The organism is Streptomyces sp. NPDC001515 (genome assembly GCF_053597115.1).
Map to the genome: position 1 here is coordinate 54341 of NZ_JBSFHN010000013.1, position 16469 is coordinate 70809.

Genomic DNA, 16469 nt, shown 5'->3' on the forward strand with positions numbered 1-16469 from the left:
GCCGCCGAACTGACGGAGCGGCTGACCGGGCTCGGCGCCCGGGTGACGATCGCCGCCTGCGACGTCACCGACCGGGAGGCGCTGCGCGCCGTCCTCGGCGCCGTACCGGCCGACGCGCCGCTCACCGGCGTCGTGCACGCGGCGGCCGTCCTCGACGACTGCCTGATCGACGAGCTGACCCCCGAGCGGGTCCGCACGGTGCTCGGCCCCAAGGCGATCGCCGCCCACCACCTGCACGAACTCACCAAGGACGCCGGGCTGGACGCCTTCGTCCTCCTCTCCTCGATGGCCGGGACGCTCGGCGGGCCCGGCCAGGGCAGCTACGCCGCCGCCAACGCCCGTCTCGACGCCCTGGCCCTGCTCCGGCGGGCCGAGGGGCTGCCGGCCACCTCGCTCGCCTGGGGCGCCTGGGCGCGGGTCGGGCTCGCCACCGGGGACATGGCCGAGCGGATGGGCCGCAGCGGGGTCGCGCCGATGGCGCCCGAGACGGCGCTGCGCGCGATCGGGCACGCGCTGGACCACGACCTGGGCTACCTCATGGTCGGCGACATCGACTGGCCGGTCTTCGGCCCGAACTGCACGGCGGGCCGCGCCGGGAAGGTCCTCGACCGGCTGCCCGAGGCGCACCCCGCCCCGGCCTCCGGCGCCGCCGCCGAACCGGCCGAGGAGGGCTTCGCCGCCGGGCTCGCCGGACGGACGCCCGCCGAGCGCGAGCAGGCCCTGTCCACGCTGGTCCGCACCCAGGCGGCGGCCGTCCTCGGGCTGACCGGGCCCGAGGCCGTCGACCCCGACCGGGCCCTGCGCGACCTCGGCTTCGACTCCATCACCGCGGTCGAACTCCGCAACCGGCTCAACACCGTCACCGGACTGCGCCTGCCCGTCACCGTGGTCTTCGACCACACGGCCGCCGGACCGCTCGCCCAGCACCTCTACGGGCAGCTGTTCGGCCAGGAGTCCGAGGAGGCGCCCGCCGCCCTCGCGGTTCCGGCCGCCGTACCGGTGGGCGGCGAGGACGACCCGGTCGTCATCGTCGGGATGGGCTGCCGCTTCCCCGGCGGGATCGAGACCCCCGAACAGTTCTGGGAGCTGCTGGCCGAAGGCGGCGACGCCGTGACGGAGTTCCCCACCGACCGGGGCTGGGACCTGGAGGGGCACTACGACCCGGACCGCGACCGGCCCGGCACGTACTACGCCCGGGGCGGCGGATTCCTGCGGGACGTCGGCGCGTTCGACCCGGTGTTCTTCGGGATCTCGCCCCGGGTGGCGCCCGCCATCGACCCGCAGCACCGGCTGCTGCTGGAGACCTCGTGGGAGGCGTTCGAACGGGCCGGGATCGATCCGGCGACGGTGAAGGGCACCCCCGTCGGCGTGTTCGTCGGCTCGAACTACAACGACTACGGGCACCGGCTCCTCGGTGTCCCGAGCGAGTTCGAGGGGCAGCTCGCCACCGGCAGCGCGTCCAGCGTGACCTCGGGCCGGGTGGCGTACACCTTCGGTCTCGAAGGGCCCGCCGTCACCGTCGACACCGCCTGCTCGTCCTCGCTGGTGGCGCTGCACCTGGCCGCCCAGTCCGTGCGCTCCGGCGAGTGCGCCATGGCACTGGCCGGCGGAGTCACCGTGATGTCGACCCAGGACACCTTCATCGAGTTCAGCCGGCAGGGCGCCCTCTCGCCCGACGGGCGCTGCCGGGCGTTCTCCGCCGACGCGGACGGGGCCGGCTGGGCCGAGGGCGTCGGGATGCTGCTGGTCGAGCGGCTGTCCGACGCGCGGCGCCACGGGCACCCGGTGCTCGCCGTGGTGCGCGCCAGCGCGGTCAACCAGGACGGCGCGTCCAACGGCCTGACCGCGCCCAACGGGCTCGCCCAGCAGCGGGTCATCCGGCAGGCGCTGGCCAACGGCGGGCTGAGCCCCGCCGACGTGGACCTGATGGAGGCGCACGGCACCGGCACCTCGCTCGGCGACCCGATCGAGGCCGACGCGCTCCTCGCCACGTACGGGCAGGGCCGGTCCGGCGACCGGCCGCTCTGGCTCGGTTCGGTCAAGTCCAACATCGGGCACACCCAGGCGGCGTCCGGTGTGGCCGGGGTCATCAAGACCGTGCTGGCCATGCGCCACGCCACCATGCCGGGGACGCTCCACGCCTCCGAGCCCACCCCGCACGTCGACTGGTCGGCGGGCACCGTGCGGCTGCTCACCGAGGCCCGCGCCTGGCCGGAGGGCGACCGGCCGCGCCGGGCCGCCGTCTCCTCGTTCGGCGTCAGCGGCACCAACGTCCACATGATCATCGAGCAGGCCCCGGCCGCGCCGGACGCGCCCGCGACCGGCGAGGACGCGGGCGCCGACGGAGCCGTACCGCTGCCGTTCGTGCTGTCCGCCCGCAGCGCCGCCGCGCTCACCGAGCAGGTCGACCGGCTGAAGGACGTGCTCGACACCCGGCCGGAGACCGGTCTCGCGGCCGTCGGGCGCGCGCTGGCCGCCCGTTCCCGCTTCGAGCACCGTCTCGTGGCGTGGAGCGGCGACCGCGACGGGCTGCGCGCACAGCTCGACGCCTGGCTGGACGGGCGCACGACCGCACCCTCGGCCGCCGGCACGGCGAGCGGCGGACGCACCGCGTTCCTGTTCTCCGGCCAGGGTGCGCAGCGGCTCGGCATGGGCCGTGAGCTGTACGAGACGTTCCCCGTGTACGCCGACGCCTTCGACGAGGTCTGCGCCCATGTGGACCTCGAACTCCCGCTGCCGCTGCGGGACGTCGTGTTCGCCGCCGAGGACGGCGAGCGGGCCGGACTGCTCGACCGCACCGAGTACACGCAGCCCGCGCTGTTCGCCGTCGAGGTCGCGCTGTACCGGCTCCTGGAGTCCTGGGGCGTGCGGCCCGACTACCTGATCGGGCACTCCGTCGGCGAACTGGCCGCCGCCCACCTGGCCGGGGTCTTCACCCTTCCCGACGCCTGCCGCCTGGTCGTGGCGCGGGGCCGGCTCATGGGCGAACTGCCCGCCGGTGGCGCGATGGCCGCCCTGACCGCCACCGAGGACGAGGTGCTGGCGCTGCTCGCGGGCCGGGAGGACCGGATCGCCGTCGCCGCGGTCAACGCCCCGGACGCCGTGGTCGTCTCCGGCGACACCGCCGAGGTCGACCGGATCGCCGCCCACATCGCCGGACTCGGCGGAAAGACTAGGCGTTTGCGGGTCAGCCATGCGTTTCACTCGCCCCATATGGACGCGATGCTGGACCGCTTCGCCGAGATCGTCCGGGACATACCGATGTCACCGCCGACGATCCCGCTGGTGTCGGACGTGACCGGGGAGACCGCCACGGCCGACCGCCTGTGCACGCCCGCGTACTGGGTGGACCAACTGCGCGGCGCCGTGCGGTTCGCCGACGGCGTCCGGACCCTCACCGAGGCGGGCGTCACCCGCTTCCTGGAGGTCGGACCCGACGCCGTGCTCGCCGCGATGGCCCGGGACTGCCGGGCCGACGACGCCCCCGGCACGGTCGTGCCGCTGCTGCGCCGGGGCCGCGACGAGACCCGCTCCGCGCTCGGGGCGCTCGCCGAGCTGTACGTCCACGGCGGCGGCTGCGACTGGTCGGCTCTCCTTCCGGACGCCCTCCCCGCCGAACTGCCCACCTACCCCTTCCAGCGCCGGCGCTACTGGCTGGACGCCCGGCCCTCGGGCGATGTGCGGGCGGCCGGGCTCGACGCGGCGGACCACCCGCTGCTCGGTGCCGCCGTCCGGCTCGCGGACGACGGGGCGCTGTTCACGGCCCGGCTCTCGCGCCGGAACCACCCCTGGCTCGGTGACCACGTCATCGCCGGGCGGGCACTCCTGCCCGGCACGGCGTTCCTTGAACTCGCCGTGCGCGCCGGAGACCTCCTCGGCCTCGGCGGCATCGGTGAACTGACGCTCCAGGAGCCGCTGGTGCTCCCGGAGACCGGGGCGGTGCAGATCCAGGTCCGGGTCGGCGCCCCCGACGCCGACGGGGCCCGCACGGTCGAGGTGCACTCCCGGGCCGACGGCGAGGACACCGGCGCGCCCTGGCGGCGCCACGCGGGCGGCACCCTGCTGCCCGGCGCCCCGGCCGCCGCACCGGCCCCCGAGGTCTGGCCCCCGGCCGGCGCCGACCCCGTCGCCCTCGACGGCTTCTACGGACGGCTGGCCGAGGCCGGCAGCGACTACGGGCCGGTGTTCCAGGGACTGCGAGCCGCTTGGCGCCGGGACGCCGAGGTCTTCGCCGAGGTCTCCCTGCCCGAGGGCACGGACGCCACCGGCTTCGGCCTCCACCCGGCGCTGCTCGACGCAGCCCTCCAAGCCGTGTCCCTGGGCGCGCTCGGTGACGCGGGCCGCAGCGTCGTCCCGTTCTCCTGGCAGCGGGCCGCCCTGCACAGCACGGGCGCCACGGTCCTGCGGGTCGCGCTCACGGACATCGGTGAGAACACCGTGTCCGTCCGCGCCTGGGACCCGTCCGGCACCCCGGCCGTGTCCGCCGACGCCCTGGCGTTCCGCCCGGTGACCGGCACGGCGGCCGGCCCGCGCACCGATCTGCTGATGCGCACCGCCTGGCAGCCGCTCCCGGCCGCCGAACCGCGGGGCGGCTCCTGGGCCGTCATCGGGCACGGGCGGTCGCCCGGTCTCACGGCCGCCCTCACCCGGGCCGTCGTCCTCGCCCCGTACCCGTCCCTGTCCGAGCTGGCCGACGCCGTCGCCACCGGCACCGCCGTCCCCGACCGGGTCCTCGTCGCCGCCCCGCCCTTCGACGGAGCACCGGCCGCCGCGGCCCGTGCCGCCGCCCACTGGGCCCTGGAGCTGGTGCAGGGCTGGCTGGGCGAGGAACGGCTCGCCGGGTCCCGGCTCGTCTTCGTGACCCGGGGCGCCGTCGCCGCCGGCGCGGACGCCGAACTGACCGATCTGCCCGCCGCCACCGTCCACGGACTGGTCCGGGCCGCGATCACCGAACACCCCGGCCGCTTCGCCCTCCTCGACCTCGGGGGCGGCGAACCGGCGGCCACCGCCCTGGCCACCGCGCTCACCGCCGACGAACCCCAGACCGTCCTGCGCGGCGGCACCGCGCTCATGGCCCGGCTGGCCCGGGTCCGCCGGGAACACGACGCGGAGCCCGCCGGGTCCCCGGTCTGGAACCCCGACGGCACCACCCTGGTCACCGGAGCCACCGGCACCCTCGGCCGGCTCGTCGCCCGCCACCTCGTCACCGAGCACGGCGTACGCCGGCTGCTGCTGATCAGCCGCAGCGGACTGGCCGCGCCGGGGGCCGCCGAGCTGGAGGCCGAACTCACCGGCCTGGGCGCCGAGGTGACGGTCGCGGCCTGCGACGCCGCCGACCGGAACGCGCTGCGCCGGCTGCTCGACACCGTCCCCGCCGCGCACCCGCTGACCGCCGTCGTGCACGCCGCGGGCGTCGTCGACGACGGGGTGATCACCTCGCTCACCCCGGAGCGGATCGACGGGGTCCTCGCGCCCAAGGCCGACGCCGCCGTGAACCTGCACGACCTCACCGCGGACCTGGACCTCGACGCGTTCGTGCTGTTCTCCTCCATCGCCTCCACGTTCGGCGGCGCGGGACAGGGCGCGTACGCGGCGGGGAACGCCTTCCTCGACGCGCTCGCCTCCCACCGCAGGGCCCTCGGGCTGTCCGCGGTCTCCCTGTGCTGGGGGCCGTGGACCGAACTCAGCACGATGACCGGCAAGCTCGACGCCGCCGACCACGCGCGGTTCGCCCGCGCCGGCATCGTCTCGCTGTCCACGGCCGAGGGACTGGAACTGCTCGACGCCTCGCGCACGGTCGACGAGGCGGTCCTCGTCCCCGTCCGGCTGTCGCTGGACGGGCTGGACGCCGAGCAGGTGCCGCCGCTGCTGCGCGGACTCGTCCGGGCCGCGTCCCGGCCGGCCGCCGCGCCCACCGCGCGGGAGACCGCCCCCGAGGCCCCGGCCGACCGCTTCGCGGGGATGACCGGACCCGAGCGGGCCCGCGCCCTGACCGATCTGGTCCGCGACGAGGCGGCCGTCGTCCTCGCCTACGGGGCCGGTGAACGCGTCGGCATGGACCGGGGGTTCCTGGAGATGGGCTTCGACTCGCTCAGCGCCGTCGAACTGCGCAACCGGCTCGGCAAGGCCACCGGCCTCACCCTGCCCGCCACCCTGCTCTTCGACTACCCGACCCCGGCCGCGCTCGCCGCGCACCTGGACGAGGTCTTCCCGTCGGACAGCGCGCGCGTCCTGGCCCCGCTCCTGCTGGAGCTGGAGAAGCTCGGCGCCAACCTGCCCGACACGGCCGCCGACGACGAGCTGCGCGGCGCGGTCGAGAGCCGGCTGCGGGACCTGCTGGACCGGGTGGCCGCACCCGGCGCCCCGGTGCGGGCGTCCGCGGCGCCGGACACGGTGATCGACGACGTCGACGCCGCGTCCGACGACGAGATCTTCCAGTTCCTCGACGGGCTGGACCGGTGAGCGGCGGACCGGAGGAGGAGAACGTGCATCAGGCCGGCTGGTCCGGACGAGGGGGAGACCGATGAGCAGTCCCATGAACGAGGAACGGCTGCGCGACTACCTGAAGCGGGCCACCGCCGACCTTCAGCGCACCCGTCGCAGGCTCGCGGAGTACGAGGCGAAGGACACCGAGCCCGTCGCCATCGTCGGCATGAGCTGCCGCCTGCCCGGCGGGGTCACCTCGCCCGACGAGCTGTGGCAGCTGGTCGCCGACGGCACCGACGCCGTCTCCGAGTTCCCCACGGACCGGGGCTGGGACCTCGCCGCGCTCTACGACCCCGACCCCGACCGGCCCGGCACCTGCTACTCCACCCAGGGCGGCTTCCTCCACGAGGCCGCCGAGTTCGACGCCGAACTCTTCGGGATGAGCCCCCGCGAGGCCCTGGCCACCGACCCGCAGCAGCGGCTCCTCCTCGAAGCCTCCTGGGAGGCCCTGGAACGCGGCGGGATCAACCCCGTCTCGCTGCGCGGCAGCCGTACCGGCGTCTACGTCGGCGTCATGTACAACGACTACGGCGGGCGGGTGCGGCAGGCCCCGCGCGGCCTGGAGGGCTACATCGGCAACGGCAGCTCCCCGAGCATCGCCTCCGGCCGCATCGCCTACACCCTCGGCCTCGAAGGGCCCGCGGTCACCCTCGACACCGCGTGCTCCTCCTCGCTGGTAGCCCTGCACCTGGCCTGCCAGTCCCTGCGGTCCGGCGAAGCCGACCTGGCCCTGGCGGGCGGCGTCACCGTCATGTCCACCCCGGTCACCTTCGTCCAGTTCAGCCGGCACCGGGGCCTCGCCCCCGACGGGCGCTGCAAGTCCTTCGACGACGGCGCCGACGGAACGGGCTGGTCCGAGGGGGTCGGGCTGCTCGCCCTGGAACGCCTCTCGGACGCCCGGCGCAACGGCCACCCCGTCCTCGCCGTCATCCGCGGCTCCGCCATCAACCAGGACGGTGCCAGCAGCGGCCTCACCGCCCCCAATGGCCCCTCCCAGCAGCGCGTCATCCGCCAGGCCCTGGCCAGTGCCGGACTCACCCCCGCCGACGTCGACGCCGTCGAGGCACACGGCACCGGCACCAAGCTCGGCGACCCGATCGAGGCCCAGGCCCTCATCGCCACGTACGGCAAGGACCGGCCCGAGGACCGGCCGCTGTGGCTCGGCTCGCTCAAGTCCAACATCGGGCACGCCCAGGCCGCCGCCGGGGTCGCCGGGGTCATCAAGATGGTCCAGGCGATCCGGCACGGCAGCCTGCCCAGGACCCTCCACGTGACCGCGCCCTCCCGGCACGTCGACTGGTCCGCCGGACGGGTCCGGCTCCTCACCGAGCCCCGGCCCTGGACCGCGACGGACCGCCCCCGCCGGGCCGGCGTCTCCGCGTTCGGCGTCAGCGGCACCAACGCCCACCTGATCGTCGAACAGGCCCCGGAGGAGGAGCCCGCCCCCGCCCCGCAGGACGCCGCCGGGTCCGACATCCCCCCGCGCACCCTGCCCGTGATCCCCTGGGTGGTCTCCGCGAAGACCGCCGAGGGCCTCACCGCCCAGGCCCGCGCCCTGCTCCCCGGCGTCACCGGCCACCACCCCCGGGACGTCGGCCACGCCCTGGCCGTCACCCGCGCCGCCCTGGAGCGGCGCGCCGTCGTGGTCGGCACCGGCCCGCAGGACCTGACGGCCGCCCTCACCGCCCTCGCCGACGGCGACACCACCGCACCCGGAGTCCTGACCGGGCAGCCTCTCGACGGCCCCGTCGCCTTCATGTTCAGCGGCCAGGGCTCCCAGCGGGTGGGCATGGGCCGCGAACTGTACGCCGCCTACCCGGTGTTCGCCCGCGCGCTGGACGAGATCTGCGCCCACTACGACACGGGGACGGGCACCCCGCTGAAGACCGTCATGTTCGAGGACACCGGACTCCTCGACCGCACCGAATACACCCAGCCCGCCCTGTTCGCCCTCGAAGTGGCCCTGTTCCGGCTGCTGGAGTCCTGGGGCGTGCGGCCCGACCACCTCATCGGCCACTCCATCGGTGAACTCGCCGCCGCCCACGCCGCCGGCGCGCTGTCCCTGGCCGACGCCTGCCGGCTGGTCGCCGCCCGCGCCCGGCTCATGCAGGCACTGCCCGGCGGCGGTGCCATGCTCGCCGTACGCGCCACCGAGGCCGAGGTCGGCGGGCTGCTCGGGCCCCGGGTGTCGATCGCCGCGATCAACGCCGCCGACTCCGTGGTCCTCTCCGGCGACGAGGACGAGGTGGCGCGCGTCGCCGGGGAACTCACCGGCCGCGACACCCGCCGCCTCACCGTCAGCCACGCCTTCCACTCCGCCCACATGGACGGCATGCTGGAGGAGTTCCGTGCCGTGGCCCGGACCGTGGAGCACCACAGGCCCGCCGTCCCGGTCGTCTCCAACCTGACCGGGCGACCCGTCGAGGAGTTCACCGCCGACCACTGGGTGCGCCACGTCCGCGACGCCGTCCGCTTCGCCGACGGCATCGACCACCTCCACACCCTCGGCACCCGGCGGTTCGTCGAACTCGGCCCCGACGGCCCGCTGTGCGCGGCCGTCGCCGGTGACCGGACCGCCCAGGCACTCGTACGCCCGCTGCTGCGCAGGGACCGGCCCGAGGCCGAGACGCTGACCGAGACCGTGGCCCGGCTCTGGGCCGGCGGCGTCCCCGTCGACTGGGCCGCCTTCTACGACGGCACCGGCACCCACCGCCCCACCCTGCCGACCTACGCCTTCCAGCGCCGCCGGTTCTGGCTGGACGCCCCCTACCCGCAGCGCGACACCTCGGCCGGCCACCCCGTCCTCGCGGCCGGAACCGAACGCGCCGACGCCGACGGCCACGTCTTCACCGGCGAACTCTCCGTCGCCACCCACCCCTGGCTCGCCGACCACCGCGTCGCCGACCGCATCCTGGTGCCCGGCACCGCCTTCCTCGAACTCGCGCTGCGCGCCGGCGCCGACATCGGCTGCCCCCGCGTCGAGGAACTCGTGCTCGCCGAACCCCTCGTGCTGGAACCCGCCGACCGGATCACCGTGCAACTGGCCGTCGGCGCCGCCGACCCGGCCGGCCGGCGCACCGTCACCGGCTACGCCCGGCCCGAGACGGACCTCCCGGACCAGCCGTGGACCCGCCACTTCACCGGCAGCCTCACCCCGGCGGCGGACCCGGCCCCCTTCCCGGACCCCGCCGACTGGCCGCCCGCCGGCGCGACCCCCCTGGACACCACCGGCCTCTACGACGCACTGGCCGACGCCGGACTGGCGTACGGGCCGCTGCTGCGCGGGCTGCGCGCCGCCTGGCGGCTCGGCGACACGATCCACGCCGACGTCGAACTCCCCGAGTCCGCGCACATCGAGGCCGAACGCTACGGTCTGCACCCGGCGCTCCTGGACGCCGCCCTGCACGCCTCCGCGCTCGGCGGCGACACCTCCGACGCCGCGATCCCCTTCACCTGGACCGGCGTCGCCCTGCACACCCCCGGCACCACCGCCCTGCGCGTCACCCTCGACCGGTCCGGACAGCGCTCCCTGACCCTGACCGCGACCGACACCGCCGGAACCCCCGTCGTCTCCGTCGAATCGCTGCTCGTCCGCCCCCTGCCCGGGGACACGCTGCGCGCCCTGCCGCGCCACCGCGACGCCCTGTTCCGCGTCGAATGGCCCGAGGTCCCCGCAGGGCCCGCCCCGGCCGGCATCCCCGAGGTGGTGGACCTGCCGGGCGGCCCCGCGCTCCCCGACGACCCGCACCCCGCCCTGCGCGAGGCCCTGCACCGTACCCTCGCGCTCCTCCAGGACCAGCTGTCCCGGCCGGAGAACCCCGACGGCACCCCGCTCGTCCTGTGCACCCGCGCCGCCGCCCGGCTGCCCGGCGAGAGCGGCGACATCGACCCCGTCGCCGCCGCCGTCCAGGCCCTGGTGCGCAGCGCGCAGTCGGAGAACCCCGACCGGTTCGTCCTCGTCGACATCGACGACTCCGCCGACTCCGCCGACATCCCGGTAACCGCCCTCCCGTACGACGAACCGTCGCTGCTGTGGCGCGAAGGCCGCTGGTACGCGCCCCGGCTCGCCCGCCCCGAGCCGCGCACCGAGGAGGCCGCCCCGGCCTTCGCGCCCGAGGGCACGGTCCTGGTCACCGGCGCCACCGGCCTCCTCGGCCGCGCCCTGTGCCGGCACCTGGTCGAGCACCACGGGGTCCGGCATCTGCTGCTGACCAGCCGGTCCGGGCCCGGTTCGGCGGACGCCGCCGAACTGACCGGGCTGGACGCGGACGTCCGGCTGGTCTCCTGCGACGTCACGGACAAGGACGCCCTCGCCGACCTGCTCGCCACCGTGCCCGCCGCGCACCCGCTGACCGGCGTCATCCACCTGGCGGGCGTCCTGGACGACGGCATCATCCAGTCCCTGACGCCCGAGCGCCTCGACGCCGTCCTCGCCCCGAAGGTCGGCGGCGCGCTCCACCTGCACGAACTGACCCGCGATCTGCCGCTCACGGCGTTCGTCCTGTTCGCGTCGGCCGCCGGCACCTTCGGCGGCCCCGGCCAGGGCAACTACTCCGCCGCCAACGCCTACCTCGACGCCCTCGCCGAACACCGGCGGCGCCAGGGGCTCCCCGGCCTCTCCCTGGCCTGGGGCCTGTGGGAGGGGCAGGACGGCATGGTCGGCGGGCTCTCCGACGTCGATCTGCAACGCGCCGCCAGCATCGGCGTCCTCAGCCTCGGCGGCGCCGAGGGACTCGCCCTCTTCGACACGGCGCTCGGCCGCCCCGAGAGCAATCTGGTGCCCGCCGCCTTCGACTTCCCCGTCCTGCGCGGCCAGGACGGCAAACAGGCCATGCACGCCCTGCTGCGCGGGCTCGTCCGCCACGCGAAGCCCGCCACCGGCCCGGCCACGACCCGCCAGGTCCGGATGATCGACCTGGTCCGGGCCCGGGTCGCCGCCGTCCTGCGGCACACCTCGGTGAACGCCGTCGACCCCGACAAATCGTTCTCCGAACTCGGCTTCGACTCCCTGATGGCCGTCGAACTGCGCAACACCCTCAGCGAACAGACCGGTCTGCGGCTGCCCGCCTCCGTCATCTTCGACCAGCCGACCCCGGCCGCGCTCGCCGCCCACCTGGAGTCCCTGACGGCCGGCCCGGCGACCGCACCCGGCACCCCCGCTCCCGCACCGGCCGCCGCCACCACGGACGACGAGCCGATCGCGATCGTGTCCATGGCCTGCCGGCTGCCCGGCGGCGTCGCCACCCCCGAAGCGCTCTGGGACCTGGTGCTGCGCGGCGAGGACGCCGTCGGACCGATGCCCCGGGACCGCGGCTGGGACCTCGACGCGCTCCTGGACCCGGACGCCGACCGTCCCGGCACCAGCTACGCCTCCGAGGGCGGCTTCCTCACCGGGGCCGACCGCTTCGACCCCGCCCCGTTCGGGATCTCCCCGCGCGAGGCCCTCGCCATGGACCCCCAGCAGCGGCTGCTCCTCGAAACCTCCTGGGAACTCTTCGAACGCGCCGGCCTGCCCGTACGCTCCCTGCGCGGCACCGACACCGGCGTGTTCATCGGCCTGATGTACACCGACTACCCGGGCCTGCTGCACGGCCGCGACCACGACCTCGAAGGCCACCTCGGCACCGGCACCGCCGCCAGCGTCGCCTCCGGCCGGCTCGCCTACACCTACGGCCTGGAGGGCCAGGCCGTCACCGTCGACACCGCCTGCTCCTCCTCGCTCGTCTCCGTCCACCTGGCGGTGGCCGCGCTGCGCTCCGGCGAATGCTCGCTCGCCCTGGCCGGCGGCACCACCGTCATGTCGACGCCGACCGTCTTCCAGGAGTTCAGCAGGCAGCGCGGACTCGCCACCGACGGCCGCTGCAAGCCCTTCTCGGAGGGCGCCGACGGCACCGGCTGGGGCGAGGGCGTCGGCCTGCTCCTCCTGGAACGGCTCTCCGACGCCCGCCGCAACGGGCACACCGTCCTCGGCCTGGTCCGCGGCTCCGCCGTCAACCAGGACGGCGCGAGCAACGGCCTGACCGCCCCCAACGGCCCCTCCCAGCAGCGCGTCATCCGCCAGGCCCTCGCCGACGCCCGGCTCGACGCCGCCGACATCGACGCCGTCGAGGCCCACGGCACCGGCACCCCGCTCGGCGACCCCATCGAGGCCCAGGCCCTCCTCGCCACCTACGGCCAGGAACGCGGCGACGGCACCCCGCTGCTCGTCGGCGCCCTCAAGGCGAACCTCGGCCACACCCAGGCCGCCGCCGGAGTCGCCGGAATCATCAAGACCGTCCAGGCCATGCGCCACGGCGTCCTGCCCCGGATCGTCCACCTGGACGCCCCCTCGTCCCGCGTCGACTGGGACTCCGGAGCCGTACGCCTCCTGGACCGCAACGAGGAGTGGCCCGACACCGGGCGGCCGCGCCGCGCCGCCGTGTCCTCCTTCGGCATCAGCGGCACCAACGCCCATGTCGTCCTCGAACAGGCACCGGACGCACCCGCCACCGCCCCCGCCGAGGACCGCCGACCGCCCGCCGCCGTCGCCTGGACCCTGTCCGCGCCGAGCGAGACCGCCCTGCGCGCCCAGGCGGAGAGCCTGCTCCCCGCCCTGCGGGACACCGCACCCGCCGACGCCGGACTGACCCTGGCCACCGTCCGCACCCCCTTCGAGCACCGCGCGGTGGTCGTCGGCGCCGACCGGGACGAACTCCTCGGCGGACTGGCCGCACTGGCCGCCGGCGAACCCGACGCCCACCTCGTCGAGGGCACCGCCCGCCCCGCGAGCCGCCCCGTGTTCGTCTTCCCCGGCCAGGGCTCCCAGTGGGCCGGCATGGCCGCCGAACTCATCGACACCTCCCAGGAGTTCGCCCGCTCCATCGCCCGCTGCGAGGACGCCCTCGCGGAATTCGTCGACTGGCGGCTCACCGACGTCCTGCGCGGCGTGCCCGGCGCCCCCGGCCTCGACACCGATGACGTGGTCCAGCCCGCGACCTTCGCCGTCACCGTGTCCCTCGCCGAACTGTGGCGCTCCTACGGCGTCGAACCCGCCGCCGTCGTCGGCCACTCCCAGGGCGAGATCGCCGCCGCCTGCTTCGCCGGGGCCCTCACCCTGCGCGACGCCGCCCGCGTGGTCTGCCTGCGCGGCCGCGAGGTCACCGCCCTCGCCGGACTCGGCGGACTCCTCTCCGTGGCCGCCCCCCTCGACCGGGTCGAGGAACTGCTGACTCCGTACGAGGGCCGGCTGCACATCGGCGCGGTCAACAGCCCCCGCGCGGTCATCGTCTCCGGCGACGCGGACGCCCTGAAGGAGTTCGCCGCCGACTGCACCGGGCACGACATCCGCACCCGGACCGTCCCCATCACCTACGCCTCGCACTCCCCGCACGCCGACGCCGTCGAGGACCGCCTCGCCGAGGTCCTCGCCCCGGTCACCCCCACGGCCCCCGAGGTGCCGTTCTTCTCCACCGTGACCGCCGACTGGGCCGACGGCCCCGTCTTCGACGCCGGCTACTGGTTCCAGAACCTCCGCCGCCCGGTCCGCTACGCCGACTCCGTCCGCGCCCTCGCCGACCAGGGCTTCGGCCCGCTGATCGAGGTCAGCGCGCACCCCGTGCTGACCGCCGCCGCCGAAGAGACCCTGGCCGACCGCGACGACACGGTGGCGCTCGGCACCCTGCGCCGCAACGACGGCGGACTCGCCCGCTTCCTGCGCTCCGTCGGAGAGGCCCACACGGCCGGGGTCACCGTCGACTGGGCCCGGGTCTTCGAGGGCACCGGGGCCCGCCGCGCCGACCTGCCCCCGTACACCTTCCAACAGCGCCGCTTCTGGCCCGAGTTCGCCCCGCTCACCGCCCCCGCCGCCGACCCGGCCGAGGCCGAGTTCTGGCGGGCGGTCGGCCACCAGGACCTGGACGCGCTCACCGCGCACACCGGCCTGGACCGCGCCGAACTGGCCCCCGCGCTGCCCGCCCTGTCGCGCTGGCACACCGGGCGCAGACTGCGCACCACGCTCGACCACTGGCGCTACCGCACCGCCTGGGAACCGGTGACGGCCCCGGAGGCCCCGCTCACCGGGGACTGGCTCGTCCTGCGCCCCGCCGGCACCCACGACACCCTCGCGGATGCCGCCGTACGGGCGCTGGCCGCCGCGGGCGCCGGCCCCACCGACATCACCGTGGACACCGCCGAGAACGACACCGAACGGCTGGCCCGGCAGATCACCGACGCCCTCGACGGCCGCCGCCCGGCGGGCGTCCTCTGCCTCACCGGCCTGGACGACACCCCGCACCCCGACCACCCCGCCGTGACCGCCGGACTCACCGCCGCGCTCACCGCGGTCCGCGCCCTGGGCGCCCTGGAGCTGGACGCCCCGCTCTGGCTGGCCACCACGGGCGCGATCGGCACCGGCCCCGGCCGCCCGCCCCGCAACCCCGCCCAGGCCACCGTCTGGGGCACCGGAGCGGTCCTCGGCATCGACCTGCCACGTCAGCGCTGGGGCGGACTCGTCGACCTGCCGGAGGCACTCGACGCGGACAGCGCCCGCCACCTGTGCGCCGTGCTCGGCGGCACCACCGGCGAGGAGCACCTGACCGTCGACGCCACCGGCATCCGGGCCCGGCGACTGGTCCGCGCACCCGCCGAGGGCGCGGCCACCCCCTGGCAGCCCCGGGACACCGTCGTGATCACCGGAGGCACCGGGGCGCTCGGCAGCCGGCTGGCCCGCTGGGCCGCCCGTTCCGGAGCCGACCGGATCGTCCTGGTCAGCCGGCGCGGCGAGGCCGCCGAGGGCATGCCCGACCTCATGGACGAACTCGTCGACCTGGGAGCCGACGTCGTCGTCGCCGCCTGCGACCTGGCCGACCGGGCCGCGCTCGGCGACCTGTTCGCCAAGATCGGCTCCGACGGGCCGCCGGTCCGCGCGGTCCTGCACACCGCCGGCACCAGCGGACGCGCGCTCACCACGGACGAAGTCACCCCGGCCGACCTGTCCGCCGTCCTCGGCCCCAAGACCACCGGCACCCGCAACCTCGCCGCCCTCACCGACGGCCTCGACCTCGACGCCTTCGTCCTCTTCTCCTCCGGCGCCGGCACCTGGGGCGACTCCGGCCGCATCCCGTACGCCGCCGCCAACGCCCACCTCGACGCCTTCGCCGCCGAACGCCGCGACAAGGGCCTGCCCTTCCTCTCCGTCGCCTGGGGCGCCTGGGACGGCGGCGGCATGGTCGACGCGGACACCGCCGCCCAGCTGCGCCGGGCCGGCAACCGGCCGATGGACCCCGACACCGCCGTCGCCGCCCTCGCCGACGCCCTCGGCCGCCGGGACCACAACCTGGTCGTCGCGGACCTCGACTGGGCGTCCTTCGCCCCCGCCTACTCCGCCACCCGCACCCGTCCGCTCATCCTCGGCGTGCCCGAGGCACGGCAGGCCCTCACCGACTCCGGGGCCCCCGAGACCGACGGCGACACCGCGACCGCGCTCGTCCGCGAACTCTCCGCCCTGGACACCACCGCACGCCACCACCTCCTCCTGGACCGGGTCCAGCGCGAGGCCGCCGTCGCCCTCGGCCACGACTCACCCGCCGAACTCCGCCCCGACCGCTCCTTCCGGGACATCGGCTTCGACTCCCTGACCGTCGTCGCCCTGCGCAACCGGCTCTCCGCGCTCACCGGACTGAAGCTCCCGACCACGCTCGTCTTCGACCACCCCACCTTCCCCGACCTCACCCGCTACCTGATGGGCCGCCTGTTCGGAGACGGCCCCGAAACGGCGGCCCAGAGCCCCGAGGAAGCCGCCACCTGGCAGACGCTCCGCACCATCCCGCTCAGCCGGCTCCGCGAGACCGGCCTGCTGGACGCCCTGCTGGAACTGGCCGCCGCCCCCCAGCAGCCCACCGCCGCCACCCCGGAACCGGACACCGGGGAGCGCATCGACGACATGAATCTGGCCGACCTGGTCGAGCTGGCGCTCGGCACCGACACCACCGCACAGGAAAGCTGAC

At 75.9% G+C, this 16469-nt stretch carries 2 protein-coding genes (1 of these 2 cut by a window edge); both read left to right on the forward strand.

The genetic code is table 11. From position 1 onward, the window contains the following. Positions 1-6462: the final stretch of a type I polyketide synthase gene (locus ACWCXC_RS15970; RefSeq protein ID WP_450889251.1), read on the forward strand. The gene continues 12705 nt to the left of window position 1, outside the view; only the last 6462 of its 19167 coding nucleotides appear in the window; its start codon lies off the left edge, out of view; the stop codon is at positions 6460-6462. A 73-nt stretch (positions 6463-6535) separates the two neighbouring features. Then, complete coding sequence (locus ACWCXC_RS15975) at positions 6536-16468, forward strand: type I polyketide synthase (protein ID WP_450889342.1); 9933 nt, start codon at positions 6536-6538, stop codon at positions 16466-16468. Position 16469: the final 1 nt, after the last annotated feature.

What these genes read in the sequence shown, in the direction of transcription:
- ACWCXC_RS15975 (WP_450889342.1), top strand. Translation starts at nt 6,536, where the DNA reads ATGAACGAGGAACGGCTGCGCGACTACCTGAAGCGGGCCACCGCCGAC.